Source organism: Streptosporangium sp. NPDC006930, from assembly GCF_040635605.1.
GTDB lineage: Bacteria > Actinomycetota > Actinomycetes > Streptosporangiales > Streptosporangiaceae > Streptosporangium.
In genome coordinates, this window is record NZ_JBEYID010000009.1 from 230774 (window position 1) to 250091 (window position 19318).

Annotated in this window: 23 protein-coding genes, 5 tRNA genes and 1 pseudogene; 21 read left to right on the top strand and 8 right to left on the bottom strand. The window is 67.0% G+C overall.

Annotated elements, in window-relative coordinates; translation table 11 throughout:
- The first annotated feature begins 189 nt into the window (after positions 1-189).
- Together ABZ664_RS18375 and ABZ664_RS18380 are read left to right on the top strand one after the other, a co-directional pair.
- On the top strand, positions 190-531 hold the full coding sequence (locus ABZ664_RS18375) for a DUF3147 family protein (RefSeq protein WP_362510597.1): 342 nt from the start codon (positions 190-192) through the stop codon (positions 529-531).
- Positions 528-911: a DUF3147 family protein gene (locus tag ABZ664_RS18380; RefSeq protein WP_362510599.1), complete on the top strand. Its 384-nt coding sequence runs from the start codon at positions 528-530 to the stop codon at positions 909-911. The genes ABZ664_RS18375 and ABZ664_RS18380 overlap by 4 nt, the downstream gene beginning before the upstream one ends.
- A gap of 68 nt (positions 912-979) precedes the next feature.
- Here the strand turns inward: ABZ664_RS18380 and ABZ664_RS18385 are convergent, their stop codons facing one another.
- Positions 980-1975 (bottom strand): DNA topoisomerase IB, encoded by a 996-nt coding sequence (locus tag ABZ664_RS18385; RefSeq protein WP_362510602.1) that lies wholly within the window; start codon positions 1973-1975, stop codon positions 980-982.
- Positions 1975-2838: an SDR family oxidoreductase gene (locus tag ABZ664_RS18390; RefSeq protein WP_362510605.1), complete on the bottom strand. Its 864-nt coding sequence runs from the start codon at positions 2836-2838 to the stop codon at positions 1975-1977. The genes ABZ664_RS18385 and ABZ664_RS18390 overlap by 1 nt, the downstream gene beginning before the upstream one ends.
- Positions 2839-2940: 102 nt before the next feature.
- On the opposite strand from ABZ664_RS18390, the gene ABZ664_RS18395 reads away from it, so the two are divergent.
- Complete coding sequence (locus ABZ664_RS18395; protein WP_362510608.1) at positions 2941-3354, top strand: CBS domain-containing protein; 414 nt, start codon at positions 2941-2943, stop codon at positions 3352-3354.
- Between the two features lie 116 nt (positions 3355-3470).
- Here the strand turns inward: ABZ664_RS18395 and ABZ664_RS18400 are convergent, their stop codons facing one another.
- Positions 3471-3848 (bottom strand): VOC family protein, encoded by a 378-nt coding sequence (locus ABZ664_RS18400; protein WP_362510611.1) that lies wholly within the window; start codon positions 3846-3848, stop codon positions 3471-3473.
- Between the two features lie 226 nt (positions 3849-4074).
- Between ABZ664_RS18400 and ABZ664_RS18405 the strand changes: the two genes are divergently transcribed.
- Entirely contained in the window at positions 4075-4656 is a 582-nt protein-coding gene (locus ABZ664_RS18405) for a tyrosine-type recombinase/integrase (protein ID WP_362510614.1), read from the top strand.
- A gap of 91 nt (positions 4657-4747) precedes the next feature.
- Here the strand turns inward: ABZ664_RS18405 and ABZ664_RS18410 are convergent.
- Positions 4748-4820: transfer RNA gene (locus tag ABZ664_RS18410), tRNA-Lys, on the bottom strand.
- Positions 4821-4936: 116 nt separating this feature from the next.
- On the opposite strand from ABZ664_RS18410, the gene ABZ664_RS18415 reads away from it, so the two are divergent.
- Entirely contained in the window at positions 4937-5560 is a 624-nt protein-coding gene (locus ABZ664_RS18415; protein WP_362510617.1) for a 3'-5' exonuclease, read from the top strand.
- Between the two features lie 67 nt (positions 5561-5627).
- On the opposite strand, the gene ABZ664_RS18420 is transcribed toward ABZ664_RS18415, so the two are convergent.
- Complete coding sequence (locus ABZ664_RS18420) at positions 5628-6785, bottom strand: acyl-CoA dehydrogenase family protein (protein ID WP_362510620.1); 1158 nt, start codon at positions 6783-6785, stop codon at positions 5628-5630.
- Positions 6786-6939: 154 nt separating this feature from the next.
- Between ABZ664_RS18420 and ABZ664_RS18425 the strand changes: the two genes are divergently transcribed.
- On the top strand, positions 6940-7374 hold the full coding sequence (locus tag ABZ664_RS18425; protein ID WP_362510623.1) for a PspC domain-containing protein: 435 nt from the start codon (positions 6940-6942) through the stop codon (positions 7372-7374).
- Between the two features lies 1 nt (position 7375).
- Here the strand turns inward: ABZ664_RS18425 and ABZ664_RS18430 are convergent, their stop codons facing one another.
- Both ABZ664_RS18430 and ABZ664_RS18435 read right to left on the bottom strand, forming a co-directional pair.
- Entirely contained in the window at positions 7376-8623 is a 1248-nt protein-coding gene (locus ABZ664_RS18430) for an MFS transporter (protein WP_362510626.1), read from the bottom strand.
- A gap of 225 nt (positions 8624-8848) precedes the next feature.
- On the bottom strand, positions 8849-9199 hold the full coding sequence (locus ABZ664_RS18435) for a metallopeptidase family protein (protein WP_350941362.1): 351 nt from the start codon (positions 9197-9199) through the stop codon (positions 8849-8851).
- Positions 9200-9233: 34 nt separating this feature from the next.
- On the opposite strand from ABZ664_RS18435, the gene ABZ664_RS18440 reads away from it, so the two are divergent.
- The 8 genes from ABZ664_RS18440 to ABZ664_RS18475 all read left to right on the top strand — a co-directional run bounded on the left by ABZ664_RS18440 (position 9234) and on the right by ABZ664_RS18475 (position 12583).
- The gene (locus tag ABZ664_RS18440) at positions 9234-10841 is read left to right on the top strand and encodes a metallophosphoesterase (RefSeq protein WP_362510630.1); all 1608 of its coding nucleotides are present in this window, start codon (positions 9234-9236) and stop codon (positions 10839-10841) included.
- Positions 10842-10914, top strand: a tRNA-Glu gene (locus ABZ664_RS18445).
- Between the two features lie 102 nt (positions 10915-11016).
- Positions 11017-11091 (top strand) — tRNA-Asp (locus tag ABZ664_RS18450).
- 28 nt (positions 11092-11119) lie between these two features.
- Positions 11120-11193 (top strand) — tRNA-Phe (locus ABZ664_RS18455).
- 60 nt (positions 11194-11253) lie between these two features.
- Positions 11254-11457, top strand: a complete 204-nt coding sequence (locus tag ABZ664_RS18460; protein ID WP_362510633.1) for a hypothetical protein — start codon at positions 11254-11256, stop codon at positions 11455-11457.
- Between the two features lie 202 nt (positions 11458-11659).
- Positions 11660-11908 (top strand): type II toxin-antitoxin system CcdA family antitoxin, encoded by a 249-nt coding sequence (locus ABZ664_RS18465; RefSeq protein ID WP_362510636.1) that lies wholly within the window; start codon positions 11660-11662, stop codon positions 11906-11908.
- Positions 11905-12306 (top strand): DNA-binding protein, encoded by a 402-nt coding sequence (locus tag ABZ664_RS18470; protein WP_362510639.1) that lies wholly within the window; start codon positions 11905-11907, stop codon positions 12304-12306. The genes ABZ664_RS18465 and ABZ664_RS18470 overlap by 4 nt, the downstream gene beginning before the upstream one ends.
- 216 nt (positions 12307-12522) lie before the next feature.
- Positions 12523-12583, top strand: a tRNA-Phe gene (locus ABZ664_RS18475).
- A gap of 215 nt (positions 12584-12798) precedes the next feature.
- Here ABZ664_RS18475 and ABZ664_RS18480 read toward each other — a convergent pair.
- Positions 12799-13305, bottom strand: a complete 507-nt coding sequence (locus tag ABZ664_RS18480; RefSeq protein WP_362510642.1) for a DinB family protein — start codon at positions 13303-13305, stop codon at positions 12799-12801.
- A 301-nt stretch (positions 13306-13606) separates the two neighbouring features.
- Here ABZ664_RS18480 and ABZ664_RS18485 point away from each other — a divergent pair, with 301 nt between their 5' ends.
- From ABZ664_RS18485 to ABZ664_RS18515, 7 genes and pseudogenes are all read left to right on the top strand, one after another.
- Positions 13607-14131 (top strand): hypothetical protein, encoded by a 525-nt coding sequence (locus tag ABZ664_RS18485; protein WP_362510645.1) that lies wholly within the window; start codon positions 13607-13609, stop codon positions 14129-14131.
- Positions 14132-14170: 39 nt separating this feature from the next.
- A pseudogene (locus tag ABZ664_RS18490) lies at positions 14171-14710 on the top strand (DUF6461 domain-containing protein); the annotation flags it as partial.
- A gap of 40 nt (positions 14711-14750) precedes the next feature.
- On the top strand, positions 14751-15068 hold the full coding sequence (locus tag ABZ664_RS18495) for an RDD family protein (RefSeq protein WP_362510648.1): 318 nt from the start codon (positions 14751-14753) through the stop codon (positions 15066-15068).
- A gap of 292 nt (positions 15069-15360) precedes the next feature.
- Positions 15361-16176 (top strand): hypothetical protein, encoded by an 816-nt coding sequence (locus tag ABZ664_RS18500; protein ID WP_362510651.1) that lies wholly within the window; start codon positions 15361-15363, stop codon positions 16174-16176.
- Entirely contained in the window at positions 16173-16550 is a 378-nt protein-coding gene (locus ABZ664_RS18505) for a GntR family transcriptional regulator (RefSeq protein ID WP_362510654.1), read from the top strand. The genes ABZ664_RS18500 and ABZ664_RS18505 overlap by 4 nt, the downstream gene beginning before the upstream one ends.
- A 374-nt stretch (positions 16551-16924) precedes the next feature.
- Positions 16925-18568, top strand: a complete 1644-nt coding sequence (locus ABZ664_RS18510) for an alpha/beta hydrolase (protein WP_362510657.1) — start codon at positions 16925-16927, stop codon at positions 18566-18568.
- Between the two features lie 184 nt (positions 18569-18752).
- On the top strand, positions 18753-19157 hold the full coding sequence (locus ABZ664_RS18515; RefSeq protein WP_362510660.1) for an SgcJ/EcaC family oxidoreductase: 405 nt from the start codon (positions 18753-18755) through the stop codon (positions 19155-19157).
- The last annotated feature ends 161 nt before the right edge of the window (positions 19158-19318 follow it).

The window sequence follows — 19318 nt, forward strand, 5'->3', positions numbered from 1 at the left end:
GCCGGATCTCCGTCGAGATACCGCCCCCTGCTCGCCGGGCATGCCGGGCGACCTCACCGATGACGTGCCCCGCCGCCTGAACACAGGGGTCGACGCGGGCATGGTCGTGCCGGACGCGATGGACGGCCTCCCCGGACGGTGTCCGGGTGGTCCGGAACCGTACCCGGACCTGAGAACAGGAGGACGATCATGGAACAGGTGTGGTTACTGGCGGCGCGTGGACTGCTGGGCGGTGTCCTGGTGGCCGCCTTCGCGGTTCTCGGAGAGATCACCAAGCCGAAGCGGTTCGCGGGCATCTTCGCCGCCGCACCCGCCGTGGCCATCGCCGGGATGACGATCACGGTGCTGAGCGAGGGGGACCTCGCACTGGCCCGCTCCGCGCTGGGCATGACCGCCGGTGCGGTGGCGATGGTGGTCTACTGCCTGCTGGCGGTGCCGCTCGTACGCAGGTGGGGTGCGCTCAAGGGGTCCGCGTCGGCGCTGGTCGTGTGGGCGGTCGTCGCCTTCGGCGGATGGCTGGTGGTCTCATGAGCGGCATCGAACTGGAGCCGTCGAAGATCCGCACCATCTCGCTTCGCGGACTGGCTGTGCGTTTCGCCTTCGGCGCGGTGATCTCGGTGGCGGCCGGTCTGGTCGGCCACTACTTCGGGGCGCTGGCCGGAGGCGTCTTTTTGGCGTTTCCCGCCATCCTGCCTGCCACGTTGACCCTCATCCAGGAAAAGGAGGAACAGCGCGCTCCGGCCGCCCAGGACGCGAAGGGCGCCACGCTGGGCGCGGTCGGAATGATCGTCTTCGCCGTGTGCGTCTGGGCGGCGATGACCGGCCTTCCCGCCTGGCTCGCCCTGACGATCGCCACAGCGGCCTGGGCGCTGACGGCCCTCCTGGTCTACCGGGTGACCACTCCGCGGTAACGCCGTCACAACCGCCCGCCTCCCGGACGACGCGATCGATGTGGTCCGCCGCGCCCTCACCGCGGCGGCTACCCTCCTCGTTTCAGCAGGGCGATGACCGCGCGTTCGGCCGGACCGTGCGTGGCCGGGCCGTCAGCCTCGCCCAGATCCGTCAGCGCGCGTTCGATGGTCTTTCCTTTCTCGTACGCGGCGATGACCCGGGGATCCACATAGGAGGCGCGGGCGACCGCCGGGGTGTTGCCGAGATACTCGGCCACCTCCTTCACGACCCGGGCGACCGCCCGCCGGCGGCCGGTCCGGGTGCGGACCCGTTTCGAGACGGCCAGGCCCACGGCGGCGTAGACGGTGGCGTGCCAGGTACGGAAGTCCTTGGCGCTCACCTCGGTCCCGAAGCGGTCGCGCAGGTAGTCGTTGATGTCCTGGCTCCTGACGTCGAACCAGGCGCCGTCGTGCTCGTAGCGCAGCAACTCGCCCTTGTCGGAGATCCTCCGCAGCGCGGCGACGACCCTGCGGACGTCCGGGTCGGTGATCTCGACCTCGCGCGGCCTGCCGCCCTTGGCGGGGTAGGCGCAGGTCACCCGGTCCTTCGTGCAGGTCACGTGCTCCATGCGGAGGGTGGCCAGGCCGAAGGACTCATACGATTCCCCGCCGACGCGGAACAGGCCGACGTCGAGCATCCGGGCCGCCGCCGCCAGGACACGCTCCCTGGTCAGGCCCTTCGTGTCGAGGTCGGCCTGGACCCTCTTCCGGAAGTCGGGCAGCCGTTCGGCCAGTTTCCCGACGCGCTCGAACTTGGCGCGGTCCTGCTCCTCGCGCCAGACGTCGTGGTAGCGGTACTGGCGGCGCCCGGCCGCGTCGGTGCCGACGGCCTGGATGTGGCCGTTCGGGTCGCGGCAGATCCACACCTCGCGCCAGGCGGGCGGGAGGACCAGCTTCCTGATCCGGTTCAGGGTGCGCCGATCCTTCACCGGACGGCCGCCGGTGTACTCGTACGAGAACGACCGCCCGCGTCTTCTCCGGGTGATGCCCGGTTCGGCCGGATTACTGGTGCGTAGCTCGGTCATCAGCCCGGGAGGGTCTCGCCACCGATGGGCGCCAGCACCTCACCCGTGTAGTAGGACGAGAGCCGCCCCGAGGCGAAGAACACATACGACGGCGCGATCTCGTCGGGGTCGGCGGCCCGCTTCATCGGAGTCTGCTTGCCGAACTCGTCGACCTTCTTCTCCGGGAAAGTGGCCGGGATCAGCGGCGTCCACACCGGGCCCGGCGCCACCGCGTTGACGCGGATGCCCTTGTCGACCAGGTTCTGCGCCATCGACATGGTGAACGCGTTGATCGCGCCCTTGGTCGCGGCGTAGTCGATCAGGGTCTTGTTGCCGCGCAGGCCGTTGATCGACGAGGTGTTGATGATCGCCGAGCCGTCCCCCATGTGCCGCAGGGCCGCCTTGGTGACCCGGAAGTAGCTGTGGATGTTGACGGCGAAGGTGTGCTCCCACTGCGCGTCGTCGAGTTCGTCGAGCGAGTCGACCGGCGCCTGATAGGCGACGTTGTTGACCAGCAGGTCGAGCCCGCCCAGCTCCTTGACGGTCTGCTCGACCACTTCGGCGCAGTGGTCGGCCCGGCCGAGGTCACCCGGCAGCAGTACACACCGCCGCCCCTCCCGCTCGACCAGCTCGCGGGTGTGCTCGGCGTCCTCATGCTCGCTCAGATAGGCGATCGCGACGTCGGCTCCCTCCTTGGCGAAGGCGACGGCGACCGCTCTGCCGATTCCCGAATCACCTCCCGTGATCAGGGCACGGCGGCCTTCGAGCAGGTCGCGGCCTCGGTAGTCGCGCATCTCGTCCCGGGGCTCGGGCGCCATCTCCCCGCTGCTGCCCGGGTAGCTCTGCGTCTGACCCGGTGGTGTCTGGTTGCGTTGCTCAGGCATGCCCCACCCATGCCCGGCCACCTGATCGCCTAACGAACTCTGACGCCGGCGGGGAGTGTGCTGCCGGAAGCGGGGCAGCGGTCGCTTATCGAAGGAGAAACGATGCCAACCGCACGCGAGATCATGACCCCGAACGCGGAGTGCGTGAACGCAGGCCAGACCACCGCCGACGCCGCCGAGAAGATGCGCAGCATGGACGTCGGTTCACTGCCGATCTGCGGGGAGGACAACCGGTTCAAAGGCATGATCACCGACCGCGACATCGTCGTGCAGGTGATCGCCCAGGGCAGGGACCCGAGGTCGTGCCTGGCAGGCGAGCTGGGCGGCGACGAGGTCGTGACCATCGGCGCCGACGACGCCTGGGAGATCCTGCGCACGATGAGCTCCCACAAGGTCCGTCGCCTACCGGTGATCGACGGCCACGAACTGGTCGGCATGGTCGCCCTGGCCGACGTCGCCGAGGCCCTCCCCGACGCCAAGGTCGGCGACCTGATGGACGCCCTCACCACCGACTGACGTCTTCGGGTTCGGCCCAGGCATGGCCTGGCCTGGAAGGTGAATCTCATGCCCGCACGCCAGGCGTTGAAGCGCTCCCCGAAGAAGGCCCAGAAGACCTGGATCAAGTTTCGCGCTCACCCTCCGTACGGGCGAGTGATGATCTCCAGGTTATGGCCGTTGGGGTCGGACCAGTACAGGCCGCGACCGCCGTCGTTGGTGTTGATCTGACCCGGCCGCTGGTGGAACGGGTCGGCCCAGAAGGTGAGTCCGCGACCCTTGATCCGGTCCCAGATCTGGTCGAACTCCTCCTCGGTGACCAGGAAGGCATAGTGCTGGGGATGCACGGGACCATCGGCCCCGGCGACGTCGAGAGACACTTCGTTGCCGAGATCGACGACGAGGAACGGCCCGAAGGCCGTCGCGGGCGGCAGGCCGAGGATCTCCACCAGAAACGCGGCGGTCTCCTCGCGGTCACGGGCTGTCACGATAGTGTGATTCAACCGCACTGACATGTAGATCTCCTTCCCAGACGGTCCCTACGCGGGGGTACGACAAGGGTCGCGACGTCTTTCGCCTCCTCGTTTCCATGATAGGAGCGGTCGCCAGGCTGGGTGAGTGTCGGCCGGAGCAGCGGCGCATGGGCCAGATTGGGGGCCGAGCGTTCGATTTCGGCGGCGGCCCGGCTGTTCTCCGGTGGGCCGGTCACGAGCCGGAATGTGACGTTGCTGCGCCGGCATCGTGAAGGCGCGGGCCAAGGGCATCTGGGCATGCGATCTGTTCCACGTCGACACGGTCTTCCTCAAGAGGCTCTACGTTCTGTTTTTCATCGAGCGTCCCCTACCTGGGTCCGTGCCCGGGAAGATCGGGGCACCCCACTCTTGCCTGCCCGAACCGTGCCGGGGGCGGACGTTCACCAAGCCGAAGGGCAAGGGCAAACGGTCCATCGCCTTACCTCCTGCCCTGATCATCCTTCTCAAGCGCCACAAGGAGTCTCAGAGGCTCGAACGGGAAGCGGCGGGGAGGTGGAAAGACTGGGATCTCGTAGGGTGCACGCCGAACGGAAACCCCATCGATGCCGGGGACGACTGGGACGACGGGGAGGAAGTCCTGCGACTCGCTGAGATCGACAAGGACGCCCGCGTTCACGACGCGCGTCATACGGCCGCGACACTCCTGCTTGAACAAGGGGTGGACATTCGAGTGATTCAGGCGGTCCTCGGCCATTCCCAGCTGACCACGACCAAGCGGTACACCCACATCACGGAGACACTGGCGATCGAGGCGGCGGGCCGGATGGGACGGGCGCTTTGGGATGGCTGACCGCAACCTGACGGCGACCATTGCAACCCTGATTGCAACCCTGGGCAGACTTCCCGAGTAGGAAATGGGAGGTCTGCCCAGGTCATTGGGGTAGGGCGCCTGGGACTCGAACCCAGAACCTACGGATTAAAAGTCCGCAGCTCTAACCATTGAGCTAACGCCCCGCAGGTGACAGCGTACCGAGGATAGTGTCCACTAACGTCCGTCGCCAGGCCTATTCATGGTCATCGGTTTGCGGAACACCCGGTGGGGGGCGGGATCGGCTCCTAGAGTGGCAGGCATGACGAGCTCGGGGCTTGAGCCCGCCTTCACCTCCCAGGTCTCCACGCGCCCAGGGTATGTCGTGGTCGATGTCGAGACCACCGGTTTCTCGCCGTCGAGGGGGGACCGGATCTGCGAGATCGCGCTCGTCTCGCTGGACACCCGAGGCGAGATCGTCGACGAGTGGCACTCGCTGGTCGATCCCCGGCGCGGCACCGGGGCCGTCCATGTCCACGGCATCACCAACGCGATGGTCCAGGGCGCGCCGGTGATCGAGGAGTTGCTGGACGAGATCTGGCGGCGGATCGCCGGCCGGGTCCTGGTGGCGCACAACGCCTCCTTCGACCTGCGCTTCCTGCGGAGCCTTCCCGGTAGTGAGTGGGTGACCGAGACCCTGTGCACGCAGCGGCTGGCGCCCGCCTTCATTTCCGAGGGCAGGTGGACGCTCGCCGCGTGCTGCGAGCGCGCCGGAATCCCGCTCCTCGGGGCCCACGCCGCGCTGGCCGACGCCCGAGCCGGGGCCGAACTGCTCCGTCACTACCTGCGTACGGGCGTCTCCTGGCAGGAGGAGCTCACCAGGGCGGCCCAGGCCCCCGAGTGGCGACCCTCCGGGCTTCCCCAACGGCCTCCGCGTCGCCGGTAAGTTCAGAAAGCCGTCGATAAGTCCAGAAAGTCGATGAGCCCGGGAAACCGAGGGATCCCGGAGATGATCAGCGGTAGGCGGGGATGCCGGTCAGGGCCTCGCCGAGCACGAGGGTGTGGATCTCCTGGGTGCCCTCGTACGTCAGGACGCTCTCCAGGTTGTTCATGTGCCGGATCACCGGATACTCCAGTGTGATCCCGTTGCCGCCCAGGATGGAGCGCGCCTGGCGGGCGATGTCCAGGGCGGCGCGGACGTTGGCGAGCTTGCCGAAGCTGACCTGGTGCGGGGTGAGGGTGCCCTCGTCCTTGAGGCGGCCCAGGTGGAGGGCGGTGAGCTGCGACTGCCCCACGCCGACGTACATCCAGGCGAGTTTCTCCTGGGTCAGCTGGAAACCGCCGATAGGCCTGCCGAACTGGACGCGGGAGGTGGAGTAGTCGACGGCCGACTCCAGGCAGGCGCGGGCGGCGCCCACCACGCCCCACACGATGCCGAAACGCGCCTCGGACAGGCATGACAGCGGGCCCTTCAGGCCACGCACCCCGGGCAGCACGGCGGAGGCGGGCAGGCGTACGTCATCGAGGTAGAGCGACGAGGTCACCGAGGCCCGCAGGGACATCTTCCTGTGGATCTCCGGGGCGCTGAACCCCGGGGTGCCCGTGGGCACCACGAAACCGCGGACGCCGTCCTCGGTACGCGCCCAGACCACGGCGACGTCGGCGATGGAGCCGTTGGTGATCCACATCTTGGAGCCGTTGAGTATCCAGTCGCCCGAAGGGTCCTGCTTGGCGTGGGTGCGCATGCCTGCGGGGTCGGAGCCCTGGTCGGGCTCGGTCAGGCCGAAGCAGCCGATCGCCTCGCCTGCGGCCATCCGGGGAAGCCACTCGTCCTTCTGCTCATCGGAGCCGTACTTCCAGATCGGGAACATCGCGAGCGAGCCCTGCACGGACACGAACGACCGCAGCCCGGAGTCTCCCGCCTCCAGCTCACGACAGGCCACGCCGTACGAGACGGCGTCGAGGCCCGCGCAGCCGTACCCCTCCAGGTGCATGCCCAGCACGCCGAGCGAGCCGAGGGCCGGGGCGAGCTCGCGGGCGGGGAAGACGGCCTCCTCGAACCAGTCGCCGACGTGGGGGAGGATCCGGTCCGCGACGAACTCTCGTACGGTGTCGCGGATGAGGCGCTGCTCCTCTGCGAGCGTGTCGTCGACGCGTAGGAGATCGTCCATGGGATTTCCCTCTCTCTTCGGCCCTGCCAGGGTATTACCGGTGCCGCTGGGACGGAGGTCAGGGTCGTGACCGGCCTCGGGAGGGGTAAGAGTCAGGGTCGTGCCAGGGGGAATCCCGATGTGAGGAAAGCTCACTCTCGGGCAGTCTGTGGATATGAACGAAAACGACTTCACCGGCGTCAAGAAGCTTCAGAGGACCAAGGACGGGCGCATCATCGCGGGTGTGGCCTCCGGTCTCGGACGCTACATCGGGGTGGACCCCAACATCATCCGCGCGGCCCTCGCGATCGCCACCTTCTTCGGGGGCCTCGGAATCGCGGTCTACGCGATCGGCTGGGTGCTCCTGCCCGACGAGAGGAAGGACAGGTCGATCCTGCAGGACATGGTCGACAAGAACAAGGACAACCCGATCTGGCTGGACGCCAAGACCAAGGCCGAGCAGGGCTGGGCGAAGGCCACCAACCAGCACCGCGCGCCGCACCAGCCGGGCCCGGAGTACCCCACCCACCAGGCCCCCTTCCCGCCCGCCGCTCCCCAGGCCCCGTACGGCACGGAGCAGCGGCAGGACGACACCCGTCCCCAGGTGTGAGTCAGGAGGTCGCCTCCGCGCGAACCCTCTCGATGATCTCCTTACGGGAACCTCTCCAGAACACGGCCAGCGCGGCCGCCACGGCGAGCCCGGCCGCGCCGGCCAGCGCGACCACCAGCTCGGGGCCGAGGTGGTCGGCGGCGGCTCCGCCGATCAGGATGCCGACGCCCTGGGAGGCGAGCAGGCCGGACTGGACGAGGCCGAAGGCCTGTCCTCGCCGCTCGGCGGGGACGCACTGCACGAACGCGGCGTTGGCCGCGAGCTGGTAGGCCCCACCCAGGCCCGAGACGAACCACAACAGCAGCACCACAGGAAGCGGTGGCTGCGCGGCGCACAGGATCAGCGGCGCGCAGGTGAGCATCGCCATCCGGCCCATCGATCGCAACCGGTTCGATGGGCTGACGTAGCGGCTGAAAAGGAACGCGCCGACGACGGTGCCGGTGGGCATGGCGCCCATCAGCAGACCGGTGACCAGCGAGAGCTGTTGGGGATTTTGGGTCAGCTCCGCGGCGTACGGGGCAGCGATCCCCTCGGGCAGCACGTAGAAGCCACAGAGCCAGGCGAAGAGCACCAGCGTACGCAGCCGGGGGTCTCCGAAGACCAGCCTGGCGCCGGCGCGGGTCATCGTCCACATCGAGGGCCGGTTCTCGTCGGCGGGGAGGGGCGCGGGACGCCGCCGTACCCCGGAGACGATGATGAGCGCGGAGGCGAGGAAGGTCGACGCGTCCAGCGCCAGCGCGCGGTACGGACCCATTCCCATGATCAGGAAGCCGCCGACGGCGAAGCCGAGCATCTGCGCGCCCTGGTTGGTCATGTTCTGCAGGGCTGAGCCCGCCACGTAGCGGTCGCCCTTGAGTAGCTCGGGCAGCAGGGCCGCCCGCGCCGCGGAGAACGGCGCGCTGAGCAGCACCACACAGAAGACCAGCACGCATAACGTGGCGAACGAGACGCCGGGCACCGCCATGAGCGCGACCAGGAGGGCCCGGAGCAGGTCGCAGGCGATCATGATGCCCCGGCGGGCGTAGCGGTCGGCGAGCCCCGCGAGAAGCGGCCCGCCGATGATCGGCGGCAGGTAGGTCAGGGCGTAGACCGAGGCCGTCGCGAGGGGCGAGTCCGTCCGTTCGAAGACGAGGATGGACAGTGCCACTCGTGAGAGCTGGTCACCGAGGAGGGAAAGCCCTTGGCCCAGCCAGAGCGCACGGAACTCCCCGATGGCGATGACCTCGCCGTAGGTCGCTTGGCGTTCCACCGGACGGCGATGCCGCCCGGGTAGTCGGCCGGACTTTGTCGCCGCCATAGGACTCCGCTGAGCTCGCAGGCACACTGACTGTGGGTGTTCACTGTGTAACCTACGGTGCCTGCTGTGGAGCCGCCGCGCAACCGAAAGCGATTAAGCGCATGCAAACTGTGATGATAAGCCGCGACATTCCGGAAAGAAGGCCTTTGACGTGCGGCGCGGGGTCGGCGAGGCTACTTACCAGCCCAACTCGTGCAACCGGTCATCATCGATGCCGAAATGGTGGGCGATCTCATGAACGACGGTTATCTGAACCTCTTCGATGACCTGGTCCTCGGTCTCGCAGATCGAGCAGATCGGGTTGCGGTAGATCTCGATCCGGTCGGGTAACACTCCTGCGTACCAGTCGCCCCGCTCGGTGAGCGGAATACCCGTGTAGAGGCCTAGAAGATTCGGTTCAGGGGGGTCGTCGACGACGACGAGCACCACGTTGTCCATGACTTTCGTCAGCTCGGGGGGAATGGTGTCCAGGGCTTCGGCCACTAGCTCCTCAAACTTCTCCCGCGAGATCTCGATCACACCCGTCATTCTGCCCCGTGATCCCGGGTAGAGGTGGAGGCGCATGAAATTCGCTGATTGGACCCAGGGAGCCCGCCGTTTCGTCACCGGTCTCGCCACCGGGCGAATCGCCCGCGGTGTGGCCGTCGCCGCCGTCGCCCTGGCCGGTGCGTGGCTCGGCGTCATGCTGGGTGGTGCCGTGCGGGCCAACGTCGGCCCGGTGGAGCTCGGCATGTCGGCGGAGCCCTCGTGGACCGGGGAGACCGTCGTCGACGCTCACCCCTTCGGCACACTTCTGTTCGACACCCACGACGCCCCCGTCGGCCTCCGCGTGACCCTGGAGAACATCAACCCCGAGCGGGCCCGCGGATTCCTGGACGACCCACGCTTCTCCGCCGACCGCCTCCCAGCGCTCCTGGAGGAGGAGCTGAGTGCCGGAGTCAGGACGCTGGTCCTGCGCGCCGCGCTCAGCGGCCTGGTGGGCGCCCTGGTGACGTCCCTGATCGTCTTCCGCAGGCCGGGACCGGCCCTGGCGGGCCTGCTGGGCATCACCGTCGCGATCGCCGGTACGGGGGCCGCCATCGCCCTCACCTTCAGGCCAGACTCGGTGGTGGAACCCAAGTACACCGGTCTGCTCGCCGGCGCGCCGTCCCTCGTCGGCGACGCCGAGTCGATCGTGACCAGGTTCGAGTCCTACCGGGTCCAGCTCGCCAAGCTCGTCAACAACGTCTCCCAGCTCTACGACGCCGTCTCCGCCCTGCCGGTCTACGACGCCGACCCCACCTCGATCCGGGTGCTGCACGTCTCCGACATCCATCTCAGCCCCATCGCCTGGAACCTCATCCGCTCGATCACCGCCCAGTTCAAGATCGACGCGATCATCGACACCGGCGACCTGACCGACCACGGCACGGGCCCCGAGGACAGGTTCACTGAGGAGATCAGCACCTTCGGGGTTCCGTACGTCTTTGTCAGGGGCAACCACGACTCCATGGCCACCCAGCGGGCCGTGGCCAAACAGAAGGGCGCGGTCGTCCTCGACGGCGAGGCCAAGACCGTGGCGGGGCTGCGCATCTACGGCATCGGCGATCCCCGGTTCACCCCGGACAAATCCGTCCCCATCGACTCCAACCTCGAATCGCTCGACGCCCTCGGCCGCTCGCACGCCGCCGAACTGGCGAAGCTGCCCAAGCAGGTCGATCTCGTCGCCGTCCACGACCCGACGATCGCCAAGGGACTCTCCGGAGCGGCCCCGATGGTCCTCACCGGCCATTCCCACGCGCGATCCACCGAGCTGCTGCCCTCCGGCACCCGCGTCCTGGTCCAGGGATCCACCGGCGGAGCCGGCCTGCGGGCCCTCGAACACGACGAGCCGACCCCCGTCGAGGCCTCGGTTCTGTACTTCGACGCCCACACGAACCGCCTGCGGGCCTGGGACGACATCACCCTGGGTGGGCTCGGCGAGCAGTCGGTTCAGATCCAGCGTCACGTTGAGACCGACCCTGGCCGTACAATTTCTCCTGTGCCGACAACCGCCCCGTCTCCAACGGGGTCCGTCACACCGTCACACCGTCGCCGTAGGCCGCAAACCGCTTTGGCATCAGGGCAAAAGTCCCCTATGCTTCAGAGGTCTCCAACGGAAGACGGCAACGGAACGAGACGAGAGTCTTGAGCCCCCATCGTCTAGTGGCCTAGGACACCGCCCTTTCAAGGCGGCGACACGGGTTCGAATCCCGTTGGGGGCACGGCCGAGCCAAGGCTCGCCAGGGAAACGGCAGGTCGAAGACCTCCGGAAAACTGGTAGGCTAAGCGAGGCAAGAACGACCGGGACAAAAGCCCGGAAGCAAGGTCCTGTAGAGCAGTTTGGAGTGCTCGCCACCCTGTCAAGGTGGAGGTCGCGGGTTCAAGTCCCGTCAGGACCGCTCTGGTAGGTGTTCGATCCACCACCGAGGTCAGGTAGCTCAGTCGGTACGAGCGTCCGCCTGAAAAGCGGAAGGTCGGCGGTTCGACCCCGCCCCTGACCACAGCAACTGAGCAGCACAAACGCCCCGAGCGACTATCGTTCGGGGCTTTTTTGATCTCCAATGACAGCAACGGCCCAGCGGCAGCTGCCGGATTTGGATCATCATGGCAGTCCGATGTCCACGTGGTTACTCTCGTGGCCGCCGGCGAAGGATCCCGATTACGGCACCCGCCTGCCCAGAGCGTTTCACGCGGTTCGGGTGGTCAATGCCGTCACCATGACTGAATTGCTGCTGGAAATCTCAAATGGTGACGCCACGGTGTGAGCCGCCGGGGTTGTGGTTGCTCATCTTGCCCTGGTTGGAACTGAGGGACCACGATGATTCCGGGCAGCCGTCTTATGGACGTAGCTTATGCGGCTGCTTGGGATGAAAAGGATGACATTGTCGGCGGGTACAAGATCGCTCGATCGTGCAGTCTCATCCGAGCGAAGCCGCACTTGCTCGCATACTGCAGTATGCTTCTGCTATGGCGGATACGACGCGCATCACGGTTACCTTGCCGAGTGACCAGGTCGCCGAGCTCAGGAAGCTCACGGACAACATCTCCGGCTTTGTCGCCGAGGCGGTGGCGCGTCGGCTTCGACACCAACTCCTCGGCGAGGACCTGCTGCGTCACCAGGAGGAGCACGGGGAGTTCAGCCAGGAGGAACTGGCTGAGGCTCACTCCAGGATCTTCGGGGAGGCGAACCCTGGGGGTTCGGCGAGCGCGGCGTGATCGAGCACGTTGAAACCGTCGTGCTCGACTCCCAGGGAGTCTCCGCCTGGATCGCGCAGGACCGTAAGATTCTCGCGATGTTCCAGGTGTTCCACGGTATGGGGGCCGATTTCGTCATCGGTGCCAACACCATCGTGGAAGTCAGCCATACGCGGGTGAATCTGCCTCGCCTGCAGTGGGTACTCTCCCGGGTCAAGGTCGAGCCGTTGACCGAGGCGGCGGCGAAGGCGTCCGCGGGACTGCTCAAGACCGCAGGTCTGCACGGCCACAAATACGCGATCGATGCGACGGTCGCCGAGGCGGCACTGCGCCAGCCGGGTCCGGTGGTCATGCTGACCTCCGATGTCGATGACATGGCCCGACTTTGCGGTCACCGTGTCCGGCTCGTTGGCATTTGAGTAAACAGCGGCCTGTACCTGTACTGCATCGAAGTTCACCTTGTCCTTCGTCACGCCGGCGAACTCGGTCACTGACACGAGGAGATGGTCCTACAGACCGGAACGATCTCGCATGTCCCCGCAGAGTGGCGGCAGCAGTGCTGACAGCAACGTCCCCACACACAGACTCACTTCGACCACCGTCCACCACCCTCTGACCACGGTCTCCGCTACCCCACCAGCGTGATTGGTCCGCCTGAAAAGCGGAAGGTCGGCGGTTCGACCCCGCCCCTGACCACAGCAACTGAGCAGGACAAACGCCCCGAGCCAATCATGGCCGGGGCGCTTTTTGTTGTGCTTGACGACAACGCGCTTTTCGTTGAGGGAGCGAGTAATGGGCTGGCGGCTCTTGTGACGTCGAGAGATCCGTCTGTCGGCTCAGGACGCAGTGCGTTATCTGCTGGGCACCTCAAGGTCGTCTGGATCGGCCGAGTTCGTCCAGCGAGACGACGCTCAGCTTTGGCGGGTGCCGTCGAGGGTCTCGCGGATGATGTCCGCGTGTCCGCCGTGGCGCGCAGTCTCTTCGATCATGTGGAACAGGACGTAGCGCACGTTGCACTTGATGATGTCTTTGCGCGCGCAGGGACTGTCAAGGTCCATCGAAGCCGCGATGGCGCGGGACTCCTCGATCTGCTCCCGGTAGTACGCGACCCAGTGCTCCACCGTGTCGTTCTCGTTGACCGTCATGTCGGCGTCGCGAGGATCGGTTTTGACGGCGGGCCAGTTCTCGGGGAGCTCGCGTCCGGCCATGATGACTTGGAACCAGCGGCGCTCCCAGGTCGCGGCGTGTTTAATCAGCCCCAGCAGTGACAACGAACTCGCGGTCGGTGCTTTTCGCGCCGCAGCATCGTCGAGCCCTTCGATCGTCAGGAGCAACCCCTCGCGCTGGTAGTCGAGGAAACCTTCCAGGGCCTCGCGCTCCGAGGTGTAGGCAAATGCCGCATCCTTGTTATCGGACATGCGTGGATGCTAACAGCGGCGACGGCTACGGAGGCGCTGCGCGCGACCGCTACTACGATCAGGATCGCGATCGCAATGACCTTCCCGTGCCTGCCCCATTCACGGGAATCTGCACAGGCAGACTGAGCGAGATGCTTGGGGAGAGGTTTCCGCAGGTGACCGATGTGCCGGACAATTTCGGACAACTCTTTAGGCATGTTCCCCGAGGATTCGCTTGTCGCACATAAGGAGGCCAGGCGCCTGGTAGAAGGCCATCGAATCTATTGGGTCAGTAATGGAGACCGATACTAGGCTATAGATCATGAAGCGTCTGATTGTCGCGGTTCTGTTGGTTGGCGGCCTTGCTGGAGCGGTCGCCGCCGTAGGCGCCTTGGGGGTCGGCACTTTCGTGGTGGATCGCCTGGCCTTGTTGTTGATGCCCCGCTCGTCGTTTCCTCGTTGTACCGATGATGACAAGCGGCTTGCTTCGGCCCTTGTAGTGCTCAGCATTCTCGATGCTCGTCCGGTCGAGGCGAAGCCGGGTGGGAAACGCATGGGGGGGTGCAATGACGATGACCGGCTTGCGTACGCCGAGCAGTCCTATCGGATTTCAGCGTCGCGTGTCGATGTGCCGTCCTTCTACCGTGAGGCTGCGATCAAGGACGGCTGGAAGCAGGCGCCGGTTCCGGAGCCGGAGGAGGGTGTGGCGCAGGTCTGCCTCACCAAGGTCATCGACAGCCGGAATGTCTACCTGTCGGTGGGGTACTCCGGCAGGCCGGACGAGAAGGACAGCGATGACTACTTGTTGCAGGTCGGTTCTGGCCCCAGTGGGAGCAACCTGTGCTGATGCCTGGGAGGGGTGTTCGCCCGGTCTCGGTTTTAGAAGATGATCACAAACCCTGCCGACTACACCTGGCTCGTGGAAGCAGCGGATGGCGCCTGCCTCACCTACATCCATGGCCTGACAGCCGAAGAAGTGATGGCTCGGCGCGGTGGCCGGCCAGGAGGCTTTACCCCCATGTCGTTCTGGGAGCTGGGCGGTGCCGTCGAGTCCGGCGTGTCCCTCGGCGTGACGACCATCGGTGACTGGGTGCTGACCGTTGAGCCCGGTTGGAACGGCATCGCCGAAGAAGTGATCATGCCGTTGTCGACGGGCACCCGCGTCGTGTCCCACTACTTTCTCAGCATCAAGGATCTCGATCACCTCTACTGGATCGAGGACGGCGAGCTCCGGTTCTGCTTCATCGCCCAGGAGGGCTACAGCCAGGAGGTGCCGGATGAGCTCGTGGAGACCATGGAACGGATCGATTCCATCTATCCCTCGTTCCCCGACCCCCACGACGGGCCGATGTTCCTCCTGGCCGAGCGCCTCACCGGGATCACGCTGACACCGCAACTACTGGAGGAGTCCACATACCTGGGCGGAACCGTTTCCGATCGACGTGCTCCAGGGCAGCGTGGAGCCCGTGGAGCTGGCTATCTTGTCGGTGTTGTTCCTTTACTTCTGGGCGCAGCATGCTCTGTGGGGGCGGACGCTCGGCAAGCGGATGCTGGGTGTCCGGGTCATCGCGGTGAGTACGGGCGGACGGCTGGGCGCGGGCAGGACTGTGCTCCGCACGCTGGTCTTCCCCCTGCTCGTCCTCGTCCCCGACGTCGGGCTGTTCTGTCTTTTCGTGGGCGGGCTCTGGATGCTCCTCGATGCCGAAGGCCGGGTGCTTCATGACCGCTTGCTGGGCACCGCGGTGGTGTGCGACTGGGTGAGGGACGCCCAACCTCAGTCGTAACAGGCCACCAGTGACATGATCTTGCTAACGCGGGGCCGACAACAGCTCTGGATGATCTTGGGCGACCACGGACCGAAGGTCCCGTAATGCCTGTCCGCTGGCCGAGGATCTGGCGAGCCGAGGCCACGCGGTGGCCGCGATCGACCACACCTACGAGAACGTCGCCAACACCTTCCCGGGTGGACGGGTCGCCACCTGCGTCACATGCGAGATCGAGAGTCCGGAGGCGTTGACTTTGTCGCAAACTATGACGCAACATTATGATACAAAGCTTGCGACAAAAGGAGACGCTATGACCCGTGAACCCTTACCGGACGACGGCCCGTCGGCGCGTACGACCGATCTGCGACTGGCAGGCGCGTGGCTGACCCGGCACGGCCTGACCGACGCCCACCCCACTCCGCTGCTCGCCAGCCGGCTTGCGGTCCGCGAGCGCGCCCGCCTGGCCACCTACCTCATCCTGGCCGCACTGATCATCGTCAGTGCGCTGGCCGCCGTCTCCGCGTTCGGCAACCCCCAGCCCTATCGCCCGCTACCGCTACTGGCCCTGACCGTGGCCGTGGCCGGGCTGCTGCTGGCACAGTCGCTGCTCGACCGGTGGGTGCGACGCGTCGACCAGCGAGCGGCCGCGACACTGTCACGCAGGGCCGCCCATCCGATCCAGCCCGGCTGGCGGACCGTGCTCGGCCGGCCGTACGCCGTTTTCGCCGCCGTCACATTCACCGGCGCGATAGTGCTGGCCGCCAGCGCCCTGGCCGTTGCCGACCCCACCGTGCGGCAGCTGGCCGTCGTCGTGCTGATCGGCCTGCTCGGCGCGACGGGCATCACCGCCCTGCAGCTGCGCCACCTGCTACGGCACCCGGTCGTGGCGCAGGACGAGGAGTCGCTCACCGCCGACGTCATCATGCGCGTCGAGGACGCCCGCGAGCTCACCACCCCGAACGTGCAGTGGTCACTGCCCGTGGTGCTGCTGTTCGGCACCGCGCCCACCTGGTGGGGTGCCACCGCGATCACCTACCTGATCCTGAGCATGATCGCCCTCATCGCGCTCCGCTTCAAAACGCCGTCGTGCGCGACGGTGGCCCGACAGGTCATGAGCGTCCGATGATCGTCATCGACGCGGCCTCACCGGTACCGCCGTTCGAACAGCTACGATCCCAGCTTGCCCGGCAGATCCAGGACCGCACGCTGACCGTGGGCGCCCGGCTGCCGACCATCCGCCACCTCGCGGCCGACCTCGGCCTGGCCGCCAACACCGTCGGCCGCGCCTACCGGGAACTGGAAGAGGCCGGACTGATCGAGACACGCGGACGGGCGGGCTCGTTCGTCTCGGCCACCGGTCAGGAAGGCCGGGAGCGAGCCCACCGGGCTGCCGCCGACTACGCGGCCGTGATCGCCAGCGTCGGCATCGACGAGGACGAGGCGATCCGCATCGTACGGGCGGCCCTGACGTCCGGCACGGCAGCACCGGCCTCGTCATGACCACGACCCGGCCGCGGGTGTCACGTCGTCGAACGCACGACGTCGGTGTAGTGGCCGATCAAGCCCCGTGACCTGCTGAGAGCGGTCGAATCACGGGGCGACCAGGTCGTCTGAACGGTAGCGGACGTTATCTCCACCGGTCGCCAGGCGCACGGGAACCCAGGTAATCGGTCGTTTTCCCGGCCGACTCCCATCAAGGCGGCGCTCCGAATCGTTGGACGAAGGGCGTCACGGGCGGCGTCCACCTGCTCGACTCCCACCGTGAACCACGGCCCCTGCCTCTCCGCGTGATCAAGCGAAGGGTCTCATGTACCCGGCGATGCCGATTCCACAGTCATTGAGAAAGCATCTGTTCCTTTTGAAAAGGAGTATCAGTGCGATTAAATCTGACATTGTTCATCGCTGCGGCGACGGTGGCCGTCGTGGCGGCAGGCGTGCCCACGTCGGCCGGGGCCCGGATCGGCACGCCGGAGCCGGCGGTGGCCGAAGCCAGGGGAGCGGCTCCGATTTGGGGCGAGTGCCTGCCGGTGGAATCCGGCGGCGTCTCGCGCGACCCACGCCAGCAGTGCGCGACGTTGCGGGTGCCGCTGGACTACCGCGCCCCGCGCGGGCGGAGCATCGAGATCGCGATCTCCCGGATCGGCACGGCGCGTCCCGGGGCGCGTCGCGGGATCCTGCTGTCCAACCCGGGCGGCCCGGGCGGTAGCGGCCTGGACCTGCCCAGTCAGCTGGCGGACGTACTGCCGCGCGAGGTCCTGGATCGGTACGACCTGATCGGCTTCGACCCGCGCGGGGTCGGCCACAGCACCCCGGTCACCTGTGGCCTCGATCTCATGAGGCAGTTCACGCTGCTGTTGCCCTACCCGGGACCGGATGGCGGCATCGGGCGCAACGTCGCCTTCGCACGGGACACCGCGGCCGCGTGCGCCGAGCATTCCGGCGATCTGCTTCCGTTCATCACCACGGCCAACACGGCCCGGGACATGGATCGCATCCGAGCCGCACTCGGTGAGCCGAAACTGTCCTACTTCGGCCTCTCCTACGGCACCTATCTGGGAGCCGTCTACGTCTCGATGTTCCCGGGACGCGCCGATCGGATCGTGCTGGACAGCGCCGTCGATCCGGACCTGGTGTGGCGGGAGATGTTGCGAACCTGGAGTCAGGCGATCGCGGTGCGCCTGCCCGACCTGCTGGCCTTCGCAGCCGAGCGGGACGCCGTCTACCACCTCGGCGCGACACCGGACGAGGTGCGGCGCACCTACGACCGGCTGCTCGCGGCCCTCGACAGGCGGCCCCTGCCGAACCCGGGCGGCCCCGTGTTCGACGGCAACGTGCTGCGCGAGATCACCCGAGTGGGGCTTTACCACGACGGCGACTTCCCTTTCATCGCCGAGTTCTGGCAGGAGCTCACGGCCGTCTCAGGATCCACCGTGGACCCCGCCATCATGAGGCGACTGGACCGGCTGGGCTCTGGCGGCAGGGCCGACGACGGCGGCGTCGGTGACAATGGCGCCGGGACGGCGCGGATACCGGCGGACAACCGCATCGCCGCGCTCTACGCGGTGCTCTGCGACGATGTCGCCTGGCCGCACAGCGTGGCGTTGCACGCCCGGCAGGTCGCAGCCGACCGGCAGGTGTGGCCGGTGACGGCGGGCATGCCCTCGAACCTCTGGCCCTGCGCGGCGTGGCCCACCCGACCGGTGGAGCCGCCGGTGACGGTCACCGGTTACGGGCCGCGCAACGTGCTGATCCTGCAGAACACCCGTGACCCGGCCACGCCCCCGGCGAGCGCGCGCGGCCTGCGCGCCGCCCTCGGACGGCGGGCCGCCATGATCACGGTCGACCAGGGCGGCCACGGCGTCGTCGGGCTGGGCAGCTGCGCCGACGAGGCGATGAGCTCCTTCCTCGCCACCGGGGAACTGCCTGGACGGGACCGCTTCTGCCCGGCCCCGTCACCGGCCGACGCCGCCGCTCGCTCCACGGCCCTGCCGTACATACCTTCCGTGGGTCCGCTGTAGGGCTGGGCCGCCGTGTGCCGGTAGATACGACCGACCCGTTTCCCGCTGTCACCCTCGTGACCCGGCCTGCCGGCCCTCTCCGTTGGTCTCACCGATCCCGGAGCGGTTCAATGATCGATTCCAAGGGGGCAGCGGTCGATCACCTCTTGACCTCCACCATGCTTGAGGAAGCACCGTGGTGCGCATGAACACGGAATCCACGGCGTACGCCGCAGACGTCGAAGCCATCGAACGGGTCGTAGCCACCGTAGAGCACTCCCAGCAGCACAAGGATCCCGATGAGTTCCTCGCCCTCTTCCACCCCGACGCGGTCTGGACGACGGCTGGTGGCAAGGTCCTCATAGGCCTCGACGCGATCTCGGAGTTCACCCGCAAGGTCCTCCCCGCGGCGGACTGGGACGGCAAGGTCACCTACGAGGTGGTCCACGTGTTCTTCATTCGCCCGGATGTCGCGGCGGTCAAGGTTCGTCAGCTCTACCTGACCCCGGGCGACGAGAGCGAGGGTGCTCCGCTGTACGTGATGTCCAAGCAGGACGACGGTCGCTGGTTGCTGACCGCCTGCCAGAACACCGGGGTCGTCGCCGACTGATCGATTCCAGGGGGTTGGCCGTACGCATGGGGCGAGGGCGTCCAACGTCGGTAGGAGTTGAGCCTCCTCGCCGCCGCACTGGACGTGAAGACCGACGACTTGCTGAAGGACTCACCCCTTCTCGCACCATGGCGACCGATTGCGGGGATCGCCTCCAGTCG